At 58.9% G+C, this 17,080-nt stretch carries 13 protein-coding genes and 2 pseudogenes; 5 read left to right on the forward strand and 10 right to left on the reverse strand.

What is annotated here, in order from left to right:
* Positions 1 to 12: 12 nt before the first annotated feature.
* The 3 genes and pseudogenes from HNQ72_RS31270 to HNQ72_RS16480 all read right to left on the reverse strand — a co-directional run bounded on the left by HNQ72_RS31270 (position 13) and on the right by HNQ72_RS16480 (position 1,342).
* The gene (locus HNQ72_RS31270) at positions 13 to 225 is read right to left on the reverse strand and encodes a response regulator transcription factor (protein WP_313605914.1); all 213 of its coding nucleotides are present in this window, start codon (positions 223 to 225) and stop codon (positions 13 to 15) included.
* Positions 226 to 311: 86 nt separating this feature from the next.
* A pseudogene (locus HNQ72_RS31275) lies at positions 312 to 429 on the reverse strand (DNA-binding response regulator); the annotation flags it as partial.
* Positions 430 to 721: 292 nt separating this feature from the next.
* Positions 722 to 1,342, reverse strand: a complete 621-nt coding sequence (locus HNQ72_RS16480; protein WP_183993338.1) for a hypothetical protein — start codon at positions 1,340 to 1,342, stop codon at positions 722 to 724.
* A gap of 203 nt (positions 1,343 to 1,545) precedes the next feature.
* On the opposite strand from HNQ72_RS16480, the pseudogene HNQ72_RS16485 reads away from it, so the two are divergent.
* The 5 genes and pseudogenes from HNQ72_RS16485 to HNQ72_RS16505 all read left to right on the forward strand — a co-directional run.
* A pseudogene (locus HNQ72_RS16485) lies at positions 1,546 to 1,737 on the forward strand (arsenical-resistance protein); the annotation flags it as partial.
* A 74-nt stretch (positions 1,738 to 1,811) separates the two neighbouring features.
* A complete protein-coding gene (gene arsC, locus HNQ72_RS16490; RefSeq protein ID WP_183993339.1) occupies positions 1,812 to 2,237 on the forward strand; it encodes an arsenate reductase (glutaredoxin) in 426 nt (141 codons plus the stop codon).
* A gap of 932 nt (positions 2,238 to 3,169) precedes the next feature.
* Complete coding sequence (locus HNQ72_RS31280) at positions 3,170 to 3,355, forward strand: universal stress protein (RefSeq protein WP_425503154.1); 186 nt, start codon at positions 3,170 to 3,172, stop codon at positions 3,353 to 3,355.
* A 34-nt stretch (positions 3,356 to 3,389) separates the two neighbouring features.
* Positions 3,390 to 5,012 (forward strand): MBL fold metallo-hydrolase, encoded by a 1,623-nt coding sequence (locus HNQ72_RS16500; protein ID WP_183993341.1) that lies wholly within the window; start codon positions 3,390 to 3,392, stop codon positions 5,010 to 5,012.
* Positions 5,013 to 5,053: 41 nt separating this feature from the next.
* Positions 5,054 to 6,910, forward strand: coding sequence for a heavy metal translocating P-type ATPase (locus tag HNQ72_RS16505; protein ID WP_183993342.1), 1,857 nt, complete (start codon positions 5,054 to 5,056; stop codon positions 6,908 to 6,910).
* A gap of 25 nt (positions 6,911 to 6,935) precedes the next feature.
* Here the strand turns inward: HNQ72_RS16505 and cysG are convergent, their stop codons facing one another.
* The 7 genes from cysG to HNQ72_RS16540 form a co-directional block, all read right to left on the reverse strand.
* The gene (cysG, locus tag HNQ72_RS16510; protein ID WP_183993343.1) at positions 6,936 to 8,429 is read right to left on the reverse strand and encodes a siroheme synthase CysG; all 1,494 of its coding nucleotides are present in this window, start codon (positions 8,427 to 8,429) and stop codon (positions 6,936 to 6,938) included.
* Positions 8,401 to 11,100, reverse strand: coding sequence for a nitrate reductase (locus tag HNQ72_RS16515; RefSeq protein WP_183993344.1), 2,700 nt, complete (start codon positions 11,098 to 11,100; stop codon positions 8,401 to 8,403). Before HNQ72_RS16515 ends, cysG begins: the two co-directional genes overlap by 29 nt.
* A 6-nt stretch (positions 11,101 to 11,106) precedes the next feature.
* A complete protein-coding gene (gene nirD / locus HNQ72_RS16520; RefSeq protein ID WP_183993345.1) occupies positions 11,107 to 11,445 on the reverse strand; it encodes a nitrite reductase small subunit NirD in 339 nt (112 codons plus the stop codon).
* A 4-nt stretch (positions 11,446 to 11,449) separates the two neighbouring features.
* Positions 11,450 to 13,912 (reverse strand): nitrite reductase large subunit NirB, encoded by a 2,463-nt coding sequence (gene nirB / locus HNQ72_RS16525; protein WP_183993346.1) that lies wholly within the window; start codon positions 13,910 to 13,912, stop codon positions 11,450 to 11,452.
* A 4-nt stretch (positions 13,913 to 13,916) separates the two neighbouring features.
* Complete coding sequence (locus HNQ72_RS16530) at positions 13,917 to 14,714, reverse strand: ABC transporter ATP-binding protein (RefSeq protein ID WP_183993347.1); 798 nt, start codon at positions 14,712 to 14,714, stop codon at positions 13,917 to 13,919.
* A 10-nt stretch (positions 14,715 to 14,724) separates the two neighbouring features.
* A complete protein-coding gene (ntrB, locus tag HNQ72_RS16535) occupies positions 14,725 to 15,642 on the reverse strand; it encodes a nitrate ABC transporter permease (RefSeq protein ID WP_183993348.1) in 918 nt (305 codons plus the stop codon).
* Between the two features lie 76 nt (positions 15,643 to 15,718).
* On the reverse strand, positions 15,719 to 17,017 hold the full coding sequence (locus HNQ72_RS16540; RefSeq protein WP_183993349.1) for a CmpA/NrtA family ABC transporter substrate-binding protein: 1,299 nt from the start codon (positions 17,015 to 17,017) through the stop codon (positions 15,719 to 15,721).
* Positions 17,018 to 17,080 lie beyond the last annotated feature (63 nt).

A 17,080-nucleotide genomic window follows, 5' to 3' on the forward strand; every position in this document is an offset into this window, starting at 1 on the left:
ATATCACGCGGATCAGCGTAGTGGTGGCACGATGGAGGTTCGGCCGTCGTAATCGAAATATCGTGAAGCCGCTTCGGTGCGGTTACGTACATGCATCTTTTTATAGATGTTTCGGATATGCACCTTGACCGTGTTTTCCGATAGTTTCAGCAGGCCGGCTATGATCTTGTTCTGCGTTCCCTTGCACACCAGGTCGAGAATTTCCACTTCGCGTGTGGTCAGCATAAACGGCTCGTAATTGGCGTGGCCCGGATGATGGGGTGGTTCGATACGAAATTTTGAGGGGCTTCCATAACCCGCTCCATTAACACTCAGGTGCTGCAGCAAAGCGGAAGGAAAATGTTCTCCGCCTTTTATCAGCAAATCGATGGCCGCAAGAAAAACATCCAGGCGCAAATTCAGTGGAAGTACACCATCAATCTGCTGGGCGGCAGCCAGATTCTGTAGATTGCGATCGCCTTCCTCGTGATCGTTTATGACGATACCGATGGATAGACTGTGGTCTATTTGCTTGAGGTGACGAATTAATTCGCCCAGTCGGATCATGTCCTGACGGTGGAAGAGAATGAGGCGTGCGTCTGTACCAACGTCGACCGGAAAATAAGCCAGATTTGCGTAGGTCGTCACCTGCATTTCTGGAAATCGGCGACGTAGTGTCTCGGCAAGACATTCCATCAACAATCCTGGTTCAGCAACGAGAACCATTGTTCGACGTCCAGTATCACAACGAATTATTGGGAGAGATTCGGCAGAGTTTGCATCGGCTATAAACACCAGTAACTCCTGACACTTTAACGTGATGCTTGTTATCCGGACCAAGACGGGATGGCGGATCAATTGGCACTTCCAAGTTGCAATGTAATTCTAATTTAGAATAGTTCAACACTTCGAATTTGCCGGGGCGAAGGCGTTTCTGGATATGGTAAATCTCATCGGAGCACGGAGGGGCCAAGACAATCGTAATGACGCCCATCTCCGTGAAGCGCTCCACGCTGCTGATCTCCCGACCGACGACATTGAGGACTACGGCCGTGCCTTCTTCGAAGCCGCTTCGGACGAAGGACAGGCGGTCGGATATGCCGGCCTCGAGCGTTGTGCCGGGATTACCTGCTGCGGTCTGTTGTCGTGCTTCCGGCACATCAGGGTCATGGCTGGGGAAGGGCGATCGTCGAGGCCGCTCTGAGAGGTATTGATTGCAGCAGTGATGTCTTCCTCGCCCGGCGAGCGCCGCGTCATTCTTTTCTATTATCGGGTTTGTAGAGGTGTCGCGAACGGAGGTGCCGGCTGCGGTACTCGCGACCCGCCAGCTTTCCTCCATTTGCCCATCGTCGGCGATGATCATGAAGCTTAACAGGCCTCGAACTTAACACGGACCACGACCATGGCTGATAAAACCCGTGACATGCAGCTTTTTTGCACGAGTAATTCTGCACGCTTCATTCCTGCCGGAGCCATCCTTAAAGCGCTCTCCGTCGGCGGGAAGCTGACGAGAGTGAGGAACGGCGCGCTAGACGTTTCGATTTCACTGCTAAGAAAGTCTGCCTGATGTCCATCTTCGAAAGATACCTGACCATCTGGGTGTTTTTCTGTGTCGCAGTAGGCGTTGCCCTCGGCTACCTGATACCCGGCGTGTTTCAGATCGTCGGCACCGCCGAGATCGCCAAAGTCAACATCCCGATTGCGATCTTGATCTGGCTGATGATCATCAACTGGGCGATCAAACCCTTCTCCGTGGCGTGATCCCGCTCGAAGGGTAGGTATGAGGCATCTCTCGCCGTCTCCCGTAACACTATCACTGAAAGGGCCTGACCATGAACGCTACTATCTATCACAATCCGGCCTGCGGGACGTCTCGAAACACGCTCGCGCTGATCCGGGCCGCAGGGATCCAACCCACCGTCATTGAATATCTGCGGACCCCACCGTCACGCGAGCAGCTCTCGAAGATAATCACGGATGCCGGGCTGACCGTCCGTGAATCGATCCGCGAAAAGGACACGCCATATGCGGTGCTGTGTCTCGACAATCCGGAGCTGACCGACGACCAGTTGCTTGATGCGATGCTTGCGACGCCGAGCCTGATCAACCGGCCCTTCGTCGTCACGCAGCTCGGCACCAGGCTTGCCCGCCCTTCTGAGGTCGTGCTCGACATCCTGCCGGCTGATGCATTCAAAGGGCCGTTCGCCAAGGAGGACGGCGAACAGGTTCTCGACCGGGAGGGAAAGCGCCTTGTCTGATGTATTCCCCGCACTGAACGGCGACCATCTTAAACCAACTCGATCTTGAGTGCTTTGCTGGATAGGTCAGAGAAATTGCCGTCAAGGTTTCATCTCTCAGTCCGTCAGAAATCCGATATTGACGGGCAACCAATAGGGCGCAACTAACCGCCTCCGCTGCAAAACGAAGCGAGGAACAGCGTCAAGTGCTCGGATCAGAACTGATGCATAAATGGGGCTCCGGCGACATGATCTGCATCATTCTGCAATTCTAATTTAGTCCTACAATGTCTGCGGCAAAGACAAAACAACGCACGGGAGGGCTTGGGATGTCGAAGACATGCGTATTGAGCATTGTTGGCATGGATCACGGCGACAAGGATCTGGCCGCGGCTGTAAGGATGACCTGTGACGCCGGGGGGGAACTTCAGGCTATTCTCGTATCCTGTCTCCCGTATCCTCTGATCGGAGGCCCTGGATACGGAGGCGATAGCCCGCTTGCCTTGATCTGGGAGGAGCATCGACGTTTACAGATGCGGGCGAATGAGCTGACATCTATGCTTAGTGATGGCGGGCTCCGCGGCACGGTAACCCCTATTTTTTGTTCTGCAGGGGAGGTCTCAAGCAATGTTGCCAGTCATGCCAATGTCGCTGACATCACGGTCATTGGCGAAGATATGGCAAGTGACCTCCATCTCGCCAGGAGGGTGATCGATGGTGTCTTGTTTCATTCCTCATCCCCTCTCTTGCTCCTTCCAAATCGGAAGGCCGCAACCCTTCGACCAAAGCGGATCGTCCTCGGTTGGAACGGCCGGCGCGAAGCTTGGATCGCGGTGCGGTCATCGATACATCTCCTTCAGAAGGCCAGTCGTGTTCACGTTGCGGTCGTCGAGGTCGAAGATGCGAATAGCGCCGACCTTGCGACTTTTCTGACGCGTCATGGAGTTGAGGTGGTGATCGATCACCTCCAGGGGAATGATGATCCGGCCATAGTCCTGCAGCGGCATGCCGAAAGCCTTGATGCTGATCTCATCGTCATGGGGGCCTACGGTCATTCGCGGCTTGCCGAGCGTATTCTGGGCGGCACGACGCAAACGATGCTTCAACATCCTGCGGTCCCGGTTTTGATGGCGCGCTAAATGCGGATCGCCTCATGGTGAGGGAGCTTTGCACATGACATCAGCAAAAGCTGCACTAAAGGATCTGCGCGATCCGGTTCTTCGCTTTTTCGGGGCAACGAGAGGCGTTACGGGGTCGTGTTTTGCGATCGAGACCTCAGATACATTTGTGTTGGTCGATTGCGGGCTTTTCCAAGGTTCCAAAACGGAAAAGCAACTTAATTATCGGGAATTTCCCTTCGATATTTCTTCCGTTGATGCGGTCATTCTCACCCATGCTCACATCGATCACTCAGGCTTGCTGCCGAAACTTACCAAGCGCGGCTTTGCCGGCCCTATCTATGCAACGCCAGCCACGGTCGATCTCTGTAGTGTCATGCTTCCCGATGCTGGCCACATCCAGGAAGTCGAAGTCGATCAGCGGAACAGGCGCTATCGTCAGCGAGGCGACGAGGAGGTTGAGCCAATCTATACTGCGGATGACGCATATCAGACGCTCAAACGCTTTCAAACGGTCGAATGCGAGCGTTGGCAGTCCGTTGCGCCGGGCGTTCGCTTTCGCTTCTGGAATGCCGGCCATCTACTCGGATCGGTGTCGATCGAAATGGAAATCGGTTCGGACCATCCTGTCCGCATTCTCTTTTCTGGCGATGTCGGACCGGACAATAAGCTTTTTCAGGCTGGGCCAGTCGCGCCTAAACATTGGGACTATGTGGTCTGCGAAAGCACCTATGGGGACAAGGATCGCGTTGATGCCACGATTGAAGGTCGGCGTCAGCTCCTTGGTCGGGAGGTTCGTGCCGCCTCGCGCCATGAGAATGGCGCACTGATCATTCCTTCCTTCGCGGTGGAGCGGACTCAGGAATTGATGACTGATCTGACCCTGTTGATGCAGCAATCGGAGATCAAGACTGTCCCGATTTACATCGATTCTCCACTTGCGACACGGGCGAGCGAGATTTTCCAGAAGCATAGGCATGACTTCAATCTAGGTGTCGCCCTTGATCGCGCCATGCATGCGAAGAACGTCCACTTTACCGAAAGCGTCGAGCAGTCAAAGGCTCTCGATCGGGTCCGCGGTTTTCACATTGTTATCGCCGCAAGCGGTATGTGCGAAGCTGGCCGTATCCGGCATCGCTTGAAGAATTGGCTATGGAGGGAAGAGGCAACCGTGCTGCTTGTCGGCTATCAGGCGGCAGGCACACTTGGTAGGCTACTCGCAGATGGAACGACGCCCGTAAAGATCCAGGGCGAGGAGATCACCGTCAGAGCGCATATCCGCCAGATCGATGCCTATAGTGGTCATGCCGACGGTCCCGAACTGGAGCGCTGGTTGCGAAAACGCCTGCCAATCTTGCACGGGATTTTCCTCGTGCATGGAGAGGAAGCCGCGTTGACTGCGATGAGGCAACGCGCAGCGGACTGCACACCCGCAACCCCGATATTCGTGCCGTTCATCGATAGCGCATTCACCCTTAATGAGGGTGGCCCAACCGATATCTCGCTGTCCATGCCATCGCCGAGAATCGATCCCCTGACTATCGGGCACAGAGACTGGAATAACGACTATCAGGCGCTCTTGCAGGACATTAACGAGCAGGTTCGCGCCGCGGCCGACGATCGCTCAAGGGCCATCCTGTTGCGCAAATTGCGGCGTGTCTTGCAGGACGATCGGTAAGTGTTGGCCACGGCTGTTCTGCGCGACGGAGGTCGAATCGAATGAGAGCACTGTCCAATGTTGAATTAGAAAGATACCGCGTCGCTATCCTGGTGACGGTAGCGGCTGTGGGCCTGATCACCGGGCTACTGGCTCATTATTATCGGCTTTATGATGTTGCGCAAATCGCATGGTCATCGGCGAGTTGCGTGGTCATCGCCGTGCTTGCGATTCAAGTGGTTCAGGCGCTGCGCGGCGGCGATTTCGGCCTTGATATCGTGGCCCTGATCTCAATGTCCGCTGCTCTTGTCTTTGGCGAGCATCTGGCGGCAAACGTCGTTGCCCTAATGTATGCTGGCGGGCAGTGGTTGGAAGACCTTGCTCGCCAAAGGGCCGGACGCGAAATGAGCGCATTGTTAGGACGGGTAGCGCGGACCGCCATGCGATATCGAGATAACGCACTGGAAGAGGTGGCGCTCGGGACGGTCCGGCCGGCGGACAGACTGCTGATCCGAGAGGGCGAGGTGCTACCGGTCGACGGTCGCGTCGCAAGTGGATATGCCATTCTTGATCTGTCCACCCTTACGGGCGAATCCTTGCCCAGGACTTTTGGCAGGGGTGAGGAAGTGTTTAGTGGTTCGAGCTGTGTCGGGCCAGTCTTCGATCTGAGTGTAAGCCGGCAGGCATCCGAGAGCGCTTATGCCAATATTCTGCGCCTGGTAAAGTCGGCACAGGACAGCAAGGCTCCTCTGTCGCGCATGGCCGATAAATATGCGGTCGGCTTCCTATTGCTGACGCTCGCAATGGCCTCGGCGACGTGGTGGTATGCCGAGGATACCATGCGGGTCGTTGCCGTGCTTGTGGTTGCAACACCGTGTCCCCTTATCCTCGCAGTCCCGATCGCGTTGATCGCTGGCATGTCGCGTGCTTCCCGGATCGGTGTGCTGATTAAGGGAAGCGAGGCGCTGGAGACGTTGGCAAACATTCGCACGGCGGTGCTGGACAAGACCGGCACCATAACGTCTGGACAGGCTAAACTGGTGGAAACAAGAGTGCTGGCACGCTACACGGACCAGGATCTGCTCACATATGCGGCGAGCCTAGATCAGGCTTCGGCCCATGTTACCGCGACAGCGCTGATCCGCGAAGCGGCCGAACGGAGCCTGACTCTCATACCTCCGACCAATGTCGACGAGACACCCGGCTCTGGGCTGGAGGGTTTGGTCGCCGGCCGGAAAGTTATCGTTGGTAGCATCGCGTTTGTTCGTGAACGCTGTGCCGCCTCGGAGCGTGATAGTGTGACCGAGATCGGCACATCCGACGATCTCCCGAATTCTATGACTGTGGGCGTTGGCCTGGACGGCCGATTTGCCGGCGTCCTGACATTCGCGGATCAGATGCGGCCAGATGCAACCACTGTCATGGAGAATTTGCGAGACTCAGGGATAGACAGGATCATCCTGGCATCCGGCGACCGAACTGCAATTGCGCAAAGCATGGGCAGGGCGGTGGGAGTTGACCTCGCACTCGGTGATCTGTCGCCCGAAGCCAAGGTGCGGATCATTCAGGACGAGCGGCATCGCGGCCCGGTCATGATGGTAGGTGATGGCGTCAACGATGCCCCGGCACTCGCTGCCGCAGATGTGGGGGTGGCCATGGGAGCCAGAGGCAGCGCGTCTTCCTCCCAGGTGGCGAGCATCGTCCTCATGGTTGACGAACTCAAGGCACTTGCAGCGGCAATGACAATTGCTCACCGTAGCAAAAACATCGCAATGGAGAGCGCAATTGCAGGGCTTGGTCTATCCGTTTCGGCCATGATCGCGGCCGCGTTCGGATACCTGTCTCCTGTCGAGGGCGCATTAATACAGGAAGGCATCGACCTTGTGGTCATCCTGAATGCTCTGCGAGCACTGCACTAGAGATTATCGCGCGGCGTCTTGCAGCCTATGGAAGAGATTTTGCCGAACCTATCAAACTTCCCTGGCGCCCCCAAGCGTGCAAGGCATCCTGAAATACGGTGCCGATCCCTACAAGCACAGGCTGGTCATATCCGAAATGTTCCATTGCTGCCGGGAGACAGCTCAAGCTGCCAAACCATCGCTTCTCGTCCTTCCGTGTGATGGATTGCATGATAGTTGCGGGTGTATCCCGGGAAAGCCCCGCAGCGATCAGCCTGTCCGAGAGTTCGCCGGCCGTGCGGCCCGCCATATAATAGATCGTCGTGGTGTGCGGATTCGTGAGGCTCGTCCAGTCCAGGTTTTCAGGCAGCGCACCCCTGCGGGAATGCCCGGTGACAAAACGAACGGATTGCGCGCAGTCGCGATGGGTCAGCGATATGCCGAGCTGCGATGCCATGGCGCTGGCAGCCGTGATGCCCGGCACGACATCGACGGAAATGCCGGCCTGTTGCAGGCAGGCGATCTCCTCGCCGGCCCGTCCAAAGATCATTGGATCTCCGGATTTGAGGCGCACCACCCGTTTGCCGGCATTCGCAAGTGCCAGCATCATATCGTTGATGTCTTCCTGACGGCAGCTTTCCCGACCGCCGCGCTTGCCGACAAGCATGCGCTTTGCCTCGCGGCGTGACAGTTCGAGCACTTCGTCGGAAACCAGGTCGTCGAAGAGTATGACATCCGCCGCTTGAAGCGCTCGGACAGCTTTCAATGTCAGGAGCGCCGCATCGCCCGGACCGGCGCCGACGAGGGTGACATGGCCTTTGCCAGGCGGCAGATCGACTGCCAGCCGGTCGGCATCACAGATAAACTGATTTTCGGCTTGCGGCGAGGGCTCGTTCCTGAAGGCACGGTCGACGAAACGCTCCCAGAAGAGGCGACGTTGTACGCCGGGTTGTAGCCGCTCGTTGACCCGCTCCCTCAATCTCTGCGCCATCTCGGCCCAAGCCTTCAGGGACGCCGGGAGCATCGTTTCTATCCTCCGGCGAATGGCCTGCGCGAGAATGGGGGCAGCACCATCCGTCGAGATCGATACGACGACGGGCGAGCGGTTGACTATCGAACCGAACTGGAACTGGCAAAACGCCGGCTTGTCGATCACGTTGACCGGTACGCCTGCCCGCCGTGCTGCCTCGAAAAATGCTCGGGCTTCGTACTCTTCGTCACAGTCGCCAATCGCAAGTGCTGCATCCTCGAAGGCGGCTGCATGCCAGGCATGGTCGTGGTGCGCGAAACTGCCCAGCGGATGGTGGGAGCCTCTGGCAATCAGGGTCTCGAATGTGTCCGAGAGCTGTTCGGCATAGACATGCACGTCTGCTCCGCAAGCGGCGAGAAGCTCGGCCTTCCATGCCGCGGCCTCGCTTCCCCCTGCGACGATCACCCGTTTGCCCTCCAGGGCCCAGAAGACCGGCAGCTTGGCAAGCAGCGTCATACGGGCGCCGCGTTCGGTCTCTTTCTCATTCCGCTGCTGTTGCAAGACAACCATCGATGATCCCCCTGATTTCGGCGCGGCATGAACCGCAATTGGTCCCGGCATTGGTCATATGGCCTACTGCCTCAACGCTTGAGGCGCCGCCGCGAATGGCAGCGATGATTTGGTTGATCCCGACCGAAAGGCAGGTGCAGATGGTGGCACCCGGATCAGGCTGATCTGCTCCGGGCCGACCGGCGATCACCGCAAATCTTCGCCGCACGTCCGTGTGCGATGCCGTCAGCTGAGCGACAGCCCAATCTCGGGCAACACCCACCGGCCCGCGGGACAGGAAGAAGGCTGCAAGCAGCCTCTCGCCGTCGAAAAAGGCGAGACGGACGTCCCCGTCCTGCCTGTCGATATAACCAAGAGGTTCGATACCAGCAGGGATGTCGAAGGCGAGACGACACCATTCTGCCCAATCCTCGACCGGTTCCGTGAACGCGATTTCGCTGCGCCAGCCGCCCAGTGCTCTGGCACGCGCCCAATACAATGCGCCTCCGAAGTCGGGCATGGCGCTGGTCACGGCAAAACCGTAAAGCATTCCGTCGAGGCCACTGGCTGCGACAGGCACATTCTTTGAGGCTGGCTGGCCGGAGACAGGGTCCGTCACAGGCGGCACGAGGGCATCGATCCGGGCTTGCGAGGCAAACTGGTCATTCCAATGCATGGGTACGAAAATATTGCCGCGGGCCTGCCGCGGCGTAATCAGTGCGCGCAGAATGACCTTGCCGTGCGGGCTGGCAAGCTCGACCAGCGCGGCGTCTTGAATGCCGAGTGCGGCTGCGTCGCTCGGGTGAATTTCCGCAAAGGGTTCGGCGATGTGGGCCGACAGCCTGTCGCTTTTACCCGTGCGTGTCATCGTATGCCAGTGGTCGCGAACGCGGCCGGTATTGAGTGTCAGGGGGTAGGCCGAGCAGGTGTGATCCGTGACGGCAGGAGCTTTTATCGCCACAAAACGGGCCTTGCGATCCGGATGATAAAAGTCGCCCTTGGCGAAAAACCTTTTGCTGTCTTCTTTGTAATCCTCTGTCAAACTGGCGGGCCACTGGAAGGGCCGGAGAGCCTGATAGGTCCGCTCGTCGATATTTCGGCAGGTACCTATATCGAAGTCTCGCCGTCCCTCGTTCTCGAAGGCTGACAAGGCCGCATGCTCGGCAAAAATCTCGGATGGGTTGTGATAGTCGAAACCGGAATATCTCATCCGCCGAGCAACTTCCGCCATTTGCCACCAGTCGGCCTTGGCCTCGCCCGGACGATCTAGGAAACCACGTTGACGTGAGATTCGGCGTTCCGAATTCGTAACGGTGCCGTCCTTTTCTCCCCAACCCAGAGATGGCAGAAGCACGTGCGCATGACGCGTGGTATCCGTGTCTTGCAGCACATCTGATACGACGACGAACGGGCAGGTTTTGATCGCTGCCTCTACCGCATCCGCATCGGGCATGGAGACAACTGGGTTCGTTGCCATGATCCACAGCGCCTTGATCCTGCCGTCCGCCACAGCGCGAAACATGTCGACGGCCTTGAGGCCAGGTCTTGCTGCGATCATGGGGGATCGCCAAAAGCGCTGCACCCTGTCGCGATCCTCGACGCTTTCGATCGCCATATGCGCTGCCAACATGTTCGCAAGCCCGCCGACCTCGCGCCCACCCATGGCATTGGGCTGACCTGTCAGCGAAAACGGTCCCATGCCCGGCCGGCCGATGCGGCCGGTCGCCAGATGGCAGTTGAGGATGGCATTCACCTTGTCGGTACCCGAGGACGACTGGTTGACCCCTTGGCTATAGCAGGTGACGACCTTACGCGTCGTCTCGAACAGGCGGTAGAAGGTAACCAACTCCGACTCACTGAGGCCCGTGCGTGTCGCGATATCGGGGAGCGCAAGCTGCGCGGCAGCCTGCAAGGCTTCCTCATAACCCGCCGTATGAGCCGACACATAGGCATGGTCTATCGAATTGCTGGCGGCGAGATGGGCCAGCAGCCCCATGAACAGCGCGATATCGCCATCCGGGCGGATCGCCAGATGAAGGTCGGCGATGTCGCATGTCATGGTGCGGCGTGGATCGATGACCACCACCTTCATCTGCGGTCGGGCCGCCTTGGTGGCTGCTAGACGCTGATAGATGACCGGGTGGCACCATGCGAGATTGGAACCCGTCAGGACGACAAGATCGGCAAGCTCGATATCCTCATAGCTGCCCGGCACCGTGTCAGAGCCGAATGCCCGGCGGTGGCCGGCCACCGATGACGACATGCAGAGCCGGGAATTCGTATCGATATTGGCCGAGCCGATAAAACCCTTCATCAGCTTGTTGGCGACATAGTAATCCTCGGTCAGCAATTGGCCGGATACATAGAAAGCCACCGCATCCGGTCCATGCTCGGCAATCACCGCCGAGAATGTCTGCGCAACGAGATCGAGTGCCTCGTCCCATCCGGATTTTTGCCCGGCGATCTGCGGAAAAAGCACCCGCCCGTCGAGATCGATCGTCGCGGCCAGCGCCGACCCTTTGGAACAGAGCCGGCCAAGATTGGCCGGATGTTCCGGGTCGCCCTTGATGGTCACCGCGCCATTGTCAGACACGGTGGCGATCACGCCACAACCGACACCGCAATAGGGGCAGGTGGTTTTCGTTTCCTTCGGTCCGGTGGGCGACAATGTCGTCGACGCGATGGGTGCCATGGCGGTCTACTCCGCCGCGACCATCATCGCGCCCTCCAGCGCGATGAAGAGCCGGCCGTTCTCGTTGCGGACAGGGAAGGTCCGCACCTCGCCGTCATCGGCACCAAGCGCCTTGCCGGTTTCAAGCGAGATGACCCAGTTGTGCAGCGGGCAGGTGACGGACGTGCCATGCACGATGCCTTCGGAGAGCGGGCCTCCCTTGTGAGGGCAGCGGTTTTCGATCGCATGGACCTCGTGTTCGTCGGTGCGAAACACGGCAATGGTCATGGACGGAGTTTTGACGCAGCGCGCGCCAAGTAGCGGGATTTCGGTGATGTCGCCGATCGGATGCCAGTTCATGTCCATGTGTTCACTCCGCAGCCTGGCCGAAGCCGATCGATGCCATCGGCCGGAACTCGTGCTTGTCCTTGCCTGATACGCGCTCCGACCAGGGGTCGACCTGGGCGAATGTCTGGGAAAAGACGAAACGGTCGTAGTAGCCGCGCCGTCTGTCGTGATCCTCGAGGATCTGGCTGCGGATCTCGTCAAGCCCGATGCGCTTGGCCCATTTGTAGATCCGTTCGAGATAGCGGGCCTGCTCCCGGTACATCTGGGTCAGCGCCACGATATGTTCGAGCGCCTCGTCTTCGCTCTTCACGAGGCCCAGAACTTCGGTGCCCTTGATGTCGAGACCCGCCGCACCGGCGAAATGGATCTCGAAGCCGCTGTCGACGCAGATGACCCCGATATCCTTGCAGGTCGCCTCGGCGCAATTTCGCGGACAGCCGGAAACCGCCATCTTCAGCTTGGCCGGCGTCCAGGAGCCCCACATGAATTTCTCGATGCGGATGCCCAGCCCGGTCGAATCCTGCGTGCCGAACCGACACCAGTCGGAGCCGACGCAGGTTTTGACGGTACGAAGGCCCTTGGCATAGGCTTGGCCCGAGATGAAGCCGGCTTTGCCCAGATCGGCCCAGACGGCCGGCAGGTCGTGTTTCTCTATGCCGAGAAGATCGATGCGCTGGCCGCCAGTCACCTTGACCATCGGTATCTCGAACTTGTCGACAACGTCGGCAATCGCCCGCAATTCCTGCGAATTGGTGACGCCGCCCCACATGCGCGGCACGACGGAATAGGTGCCATCCTTCTGGATGTTGGCGTGGACGCGCTCGTTGATGAAACGCGACTGATAATCGTCGGCATATTCATCCGGCCAGTCGCAGACGAGGTAGTAGTTGAGCGCCGGCCGGCACTTGGCGCAGCCGCAGGAGGTTTTCCACTCCAGTTCCTGCATCACGGCGGGAATGGATTTCAGCCCCTTGGCCTTGATGAGACGTCGCACTTCGTCATGGCCGAGATCGGTGCAGGCACAGATGGGCTGGACCGCTTTCGGATTGTAGGCGTCGCCGAGCGTCAGCGTCATCAGTTGCTCGACAAGGCCAGTGCAGGTGCCGCAGGAAGCCGACGCCTTGGTATGGGCGCGCACCTCGTCCAACGTCGTCAGCCCCTTGGCCGTGATCGTCGATGTGATCTTGCCCTTGCATACGCCGTTGCAGCCGCAGATTTCTGCATCATCCGGCAAGGCTGCAACGGCCGCCATAGGGTCCAGCGGGGCTCCTCCCTGATAGGCCTGGCCAAAGATCAGGGTGTCGCGCATCTCGGAAATGTCGACGGCCTTCTTTTTCAGGTCGTTGAACCAGGCACCATCGGCGGTTTCGCCGTATAAGACAGTGCCAATGATCCGGTTGTCTTTAAGGACGAGGCGCTTGTAGATGCCGGCCGTCGCATCGCGAAGGACGATCTCCTGGCGATCGTCGCCATCGGCGAAATCGCCGAGCGAGTAGAGTTCAATACCGGTCACCTTGAGCTTGGTCGGCGTGTCGGAATGAACGAAGGCAGGCGTCGGGTCGTCGGCAAGGTGGGAGGCTGCAACGCGCGCCATCTCGTATAGCGGCGCGACGAGGCCATAGACCATGCCACCGACCTCGGCACATTCGCCCAGCGAATAAATGTCGCCATCGGATGTCCGCATGCCGGTATCGACGACGATGCCGCGATTGACGGCAAGGCCGGCATCCTTGGCGAGATTGATGTTCGGACGGATGCCGACCGCCATGACGACGAGATTGGCCGTAATCACGGCGCCGTTATCCAGCTCCACGCCCTCGACCTTTCCGGCACCGATGATCGCCTTCGTATTGGCCTTGCAGATGACCTTGATGCCGCGTTCCTCGACGGCCTTTTGCAGCAGGTAGCCGGCAGCCGGATCGAGCTGGCGCTCCATCAGCGTCGGCATGACATGCAGCACGGTCACGTCCATGCCGCGCAGCGCAAGGCCGGCTGCCGCTTCGAGGCCGAGAAGCCCGCCACCGATGACGACGGCCTTGGCGCGTGACTGTGCAGCAAGCAGCATGGCATCGACATCGTCGAGATCGCGATACGAGACGACGCCCGGCAGATCCTTGCCAGGAACGGGAATGATGAAGGGTACCGAGCCGGTGGCGATCACCAGCTTGTCGTAGCTCTCCGTCACACCGTGATCGGAGGTCACTGTCTTCGCATCGCGATCGATAGCGACGACCTTGTGGCCCTTGTAGAGCGTAATGCCATGGTCAATGTACCAGCCGTCGCCATGAATGACGATCTGCTCGTAAGTCTTTTCGCCAGATAGGACAGGCGAGAGCATGATGCGGTCGTAATTGACGCGGGGTTCGGCGTTGAAGATCGTTACCGAATAGCGGCCGGGGGCGTGTTCGAAGAGATGTTCCAGCATGCGGCCAGGCGCCATGCCATTGCCGATGATGACGAGTTTCTCAATTGCGGTTTCTGACATGGGGTTACTCCGCAGCTTCAACGAAGCGGTGACGTTCGTAGAGGAATTTCAGCACGGCCTCACGGCACTTGAGGTAGGTGCGGTCACCCGCAAGCTCGATGCGGTTGCGCGGCCTCGGTATGTCGACATCGAGCACCTCGCCGATGCGGGCGGCCGGCCCGTTGGTCATCATCACAATGCGATCCGACAGGAGCACAGCCTCGTCGACGTCATGGGTGATCATCACCATCGTGTTGCCGAGGCGTGTGTGGATTTCCATGACCGCGTCCTGAAGATGGGCGCGGGTGAGGGCGTCCAGCGCGCCGAAAGGTTCGTCGAGCAGCAGGATCTTCGGTTCCATGGCAAGCGCACGGGCAATGCCGACGCGCTGTTTCATACCGCCCGAAATCTCTGACGGGCGCTTGTCCTTGGCATGCGCCATCTGCACGAGGTCGAGATTGGCCATGACCCAGTCGTGCTTTTCGCTCTTGGTCTTGGTCGCTCTGAAGACCTTGGAGACGGCGAGATTGACATTCTCGTAGACGGTCAGCCAGGGCAGCAGCGAATGGTTCTGGAATACCACGGCACGTTCCGGTCCGGGCGCGTTGACCTCTCTGTTCTCCAGGAGCACAGCGCCATTCGAAACCGGTGTCAGACCGGCGATCAGGTTGAGCAGGGTGGATTTCCCGCAGCCCGAGTGACCGATTATCGAGACGAATTCGCCCTTGTCGATGGTGAGATTGATGTCTTTCAGCACCTCGGCCCGCGAGGTGCCGCGATCGAAATATTTGTCGATGTGGTCGAGCTTGAGATAAGCGTTCATGAAAATCCCCTCAATTAGCCGAGGCGCCGCGGGTGACGAGCTTGCCGATCGCGGCTACCAGTTTGTCGAGGACGAAGCCGACGACGCCGATATAGGCGAGGGCGACGATGATGTCGGGCAGGCGCGACGAGTTCCACGCATCCCAGATGAAGAAGCCGATTCCGACACCGCCGGTCAGCATTTCTGCCGCCACGATTGCAAGCCAGGACAGGCCGACACCGATGCGAAGCCCGGTGAAGATATAAGGGGCGGCCGATGGCAGCATGATCTTGAAGAAGAATTCCAGCTGGTTGAGGCGCAGTACCTTGGCGACGTTGCGATAATCCTGAGGGATATTGCGCACGCCGACAGCCGTGTTGATGATGATCGGCCATATGGAGGTGATGAAGATCACGAAAATGGCCGAGGGGTTGGCGTTTTGAAAGGCGGCAAGCGAAAGCGGCAGCCATGCGAGCGGCGGCACTGTGCGCAGGACCTGGAAGATGGGGTCGAGGCCGCGCATCGCCCAGACCGACTGGCCGATGACGGCGCCGACGACAATGCCGACCACTGCTGCCAAGCCGAATCCATAGGCGACACGCTGGAGCGAGACGAGAACCCGCCAGCCGAGACCGATATCCTGCGAGCCGTAATTGAAGAACGGATAGGCGATCAGATCATAGCTTTCGGCCCATACCCGGCTCGGCGAGGGCAGGGCGGCATTAGGCGACGAACAGAGCGCTTCCCATGCCACAAGAATGAAAAAAATCACGACCAGCGGGGGGATGACGTTGCGAAGCAAGGCGCCGCCAAGTTTGGCCGGATCGAACTTAGGCATGGTTCTGCCGGTGAAGTGGACGACATTTGCCTGCAGCTTGGCGCCATTGATCGGGGCAGTGGTCGTCTCGATGCTTGCGGTTGGCGTTTCCGGTTTTGCCAGGGCTGACATTACGCACTCCATGGAAAGACGTGAGGGAGAAGGGGCCGGCGCGCGTCTCTGTGCGCCGGAGCGACGTACGGGTCGTTCAGGAAACGGTCTTGATCGTCAGGCTGTCGAGATAGGCCGCCGGGTTGTCCGGATCGAAGATCTTGCCGTCGAAGAAGGTCTCTTTGCCGCGCGAGGCGGAGGCTGGAATATCGCTTGCGGCAACGCCCAGTTCCTTGGCTGCGTCGCGCCACAGGTCTTCGCGATTGACCTGATCGACCAGCTTCTTCACGTCGGTGCCGGGCGCAAACGTGCCCCAGCGGATGTTTTCCGTGACAAACCAGGCATCATGGCTCTTGAAAGGGAAGGACGCCTGATCGCGCCAGAACTTCATGTAGAAGTCGGTGCCCTTGATATTCCGGCCGTTGCCATAGTTGATGTCGCCTTTCAGGCGGCCTACCACATCCTTCGGTGGCACGTTGAACCACTGGCGGCGGCCCAGAATGTCTGCCATCTCCTCCTTATTTTCCATCTTGTCTGCCCATTGCTGGGCCTCCATGACGGCCATGAGCAGGGCCTTCGCCGCATTCGGATTCTTCTCGACCCAGTCAGCGCGCAGACCGAGCGCCTTTTCCGGATGATGCTTCCAGAGTTCGCCGGTGGTACAGGCCGTAAAGCCGATACCCTGATTGACCAACTGCTCGTTCCATGGCTCTCCCACACAGAATGCGTCCATGTTGCCGACCTTCATGTTGGCGACCATCTGCGGCGGCGGAACGACGATCGTGGATACGTCCTTGTTCGGATCGATGCCGCCGGCTGCAAGCCAGTAACGGACCCAGAGATCGTGTGTGCCGCCTGGGAAGGTCATGGCCACCTTCACCTCGTTGCCGGCCGCCTTCTTCTTCGCGAATGCTTCCTTGAGCTTCGAGGCATCGAGTTCGACGCCGGTTCCCGCATAGTCCGCGGCCACCGAAATGCCCTGGCTGTCGAGATTGAGGCGGGCGAGGATCGCCATCGGCACTGGCTTGTTGTTCTGGGTCACCTTGCCGGTATGCATGAGGTAAGGGAGCGGCGACAGGATATGCGCGCCGTCAATACCGTTGGCTGCGCCGCCGAGCACGAGATTGTCGCGGGTCGCTCCCCAAGAGGCCTGTTTAGTAACCTCGACCTCCGGCAGCCCGTGTTTGTCGAAAAGGCCCTTTTCCTTTGCCACGATCAGCGCCGCGGCGTCCGTGAGCGCTATGTAGCCCAGCTTGATACCCTTAACCTCCGGCCCTGGCGCTGCGGCAAAGGCGCCGGACGGGAAGGCTGCCTTAACTGCGCTGACGAGAGCGGCGGTGGCTGAGGTCTTCAGAATGGTGCGGCGGGTGATGCCGGTCTTCACAAATCGGGTCATAGGCAGGTTCCCTCTGCTGGTTTTCTGGAAAAAAGGCATAAAAAAACGCCGCTCGGAGATCGC

Source organism: Aliirhizobium wenxiniae, assembly GCF_014201355.1.
Lineage (GTDB): Bacteria > Pseudomonadota > Alphaproteobacteria > Rhizobiales > Rhizobiaceae > Neorhizobium > Neorhizobium wenxiniae.

What these genes read in the sequence shown, in the direction of transcription:
- HNQ72_RS16540 (WP_183993349.1), bottom strand. Translation starts at nt 17,017, where the DNA reads ATGACCCGATTTGTGAAGACCGGCATCACCCGCCGCACCATTCTGAAG.
- nirB (WP_183993346.1), bottom strand. Translation starts at nt 13,912, where the DNA reads ATGTCAGAAACCGCAATTGAGAAACTCGTCATCATCGGCAATGGCATG.
- HNQ72_RS16500 (WP_183993341.1), top strand. Translation starts at nt 3,390, where the DNA reads ATGACATCAGCAAAAGCTGCACTAAAGGATCTGCGCGATCCGGTTCTT.
- HNQ72_RS31270 (WP_313605914.1), bottom strand. Translation starts at nt 225, where the DNA reads ATGCTGACCACACGCGAAGTGGAAATTCTCGACCTGGTGTGCAAGGGA.
- ntrB (WP_183993348.1), bottom strand. Translation starts at nt 15,642, where the DNA reads ATGTCAGCCCTGGCAAAACCGGAAACGCCAACCGCAAGCATCGAGACG.
- arsC (WP_183993339.1), top strand. Translation starts at nt 1,812, where the DNA reads ATGAACGCTACTATCTATCACAATCCGGCCTGCGGGACGTCTCGAAAC.
- nirD (WP_183993345.1), bottom strand. Translation starts at nt 11,445, where the DNA reads ATGGACATGAACTGGCATCCGATCGGCGACATCACCGAAATCCCGCTA.
- HNQ72_RS16515 (WP_183993344.1), bottom strand. Translation starts at nt 11,100, where the DNA reads ATGGCACCCATCGCGTCGACGACATTGTCGCCCACCGGACCGAAGGAA.
- HNQ72_RS16480 (WP_183993338.1), bottom strand. Translation starts at nt 1,342, where the DNA reads ATGATCATCGCCGACGATGGGCAAATGGAGGAAAGCTGGCGGGTCGCG.
- HNQ72_RS16530 (WP_183993347.1), bottom strand. Translation starts at nt 14,714, where the DNA reads ATGAACGCTTATCTCAAGCTCGACCACATCGACAAATATTTCGATCGC.
- cysG (WP_183993343.1), bottom strand. Translation starts at nt 8,429, where the DNA reads ATGGTTGTCTTGCAACAGCAGCGGAATGAGAAAGAGACCGAACGCGGC.
- HNQ72_RS16505 (WP_183993342.1), top strand. Translation starts at nt 5,054, where the DNA reads ATGAGAGCACTGTCCAATGTTGAATTAGAAAGATACCGCGTCGCTATC.